Source organism: Myxococcus sp. AB056, from assembly GCF_006547365.1.
GTDB classification, from domain to species: Bacteria; Myxococcota; Myxococcia; order Myxococcales; family Myxococcaceae; genus Myxococcus; species Myxococcus virescens.
The window spans coordinates 1-513 of record NZ_VHLB01000215.1; the positions used below are offsets into that span (position 1 = coordinate 1).

1 tRNA gene is annotated in these 513 nt (G+C 53.0%); it reads left to right on the forward strand.

Features of this window, described 5'->3' with window-relative positions:
- The first annotated feature begins 159 nt into the window (after positions 1 to 159).
- A tRNA-Ile gene (locus FMP39_RS37200) sits at positions 160 to 236 on the forward strand.
- Positions 237 to 513: the final 277 nt, after the last annotated feature.

A 513-nucleotide genomic window follows, 5' to 3' on the forward strand; every position in this document is an offset into this window, starting at 1 on the left:
GACTTTCGAGTCGCGTCAGGTCAACCAGGTCAACGTTTCCGAATAACAATCTAGTGACTTACTCTGGGCTTGCTGTTTGGTTTTGAAGGACTGAGTCGAAGCGACTTGGCTCTTTGAGAATGAAGGATGCTGTAGGGTTGGCCGACGCGGTAGCCCCCTGGGCCTATAGCTCAGCTGGCTAGAGCGCGCGCCTGATAAGCGCGAGGTCGGTGGTTCAAGTCCACCTAGGCCCACCATTTTCTCCCACGGAGGAGGAAAGCGGTGACGCGCACCCCAACAGCTCCACACAAGTTTTCTCTGAAGTATAGAGAAGCGTTCTTTGACAAGTGCATACGAAGGGTAAGTTCAATTTCTGCTGAGAGAAGTTCTCGCAGAAGCCCTGACAAAAAGTACCCAGCCGACGCCGTGAGGCGAAGGTGAGGGGAAGGAAGTCAGGTGCTTTTAATCAAGCGTAAGTAACAAGAAGTCTTCCAGGCTTGCTGCGAAGAGCAGGAGTCTGGGCCTTGGTTTCGA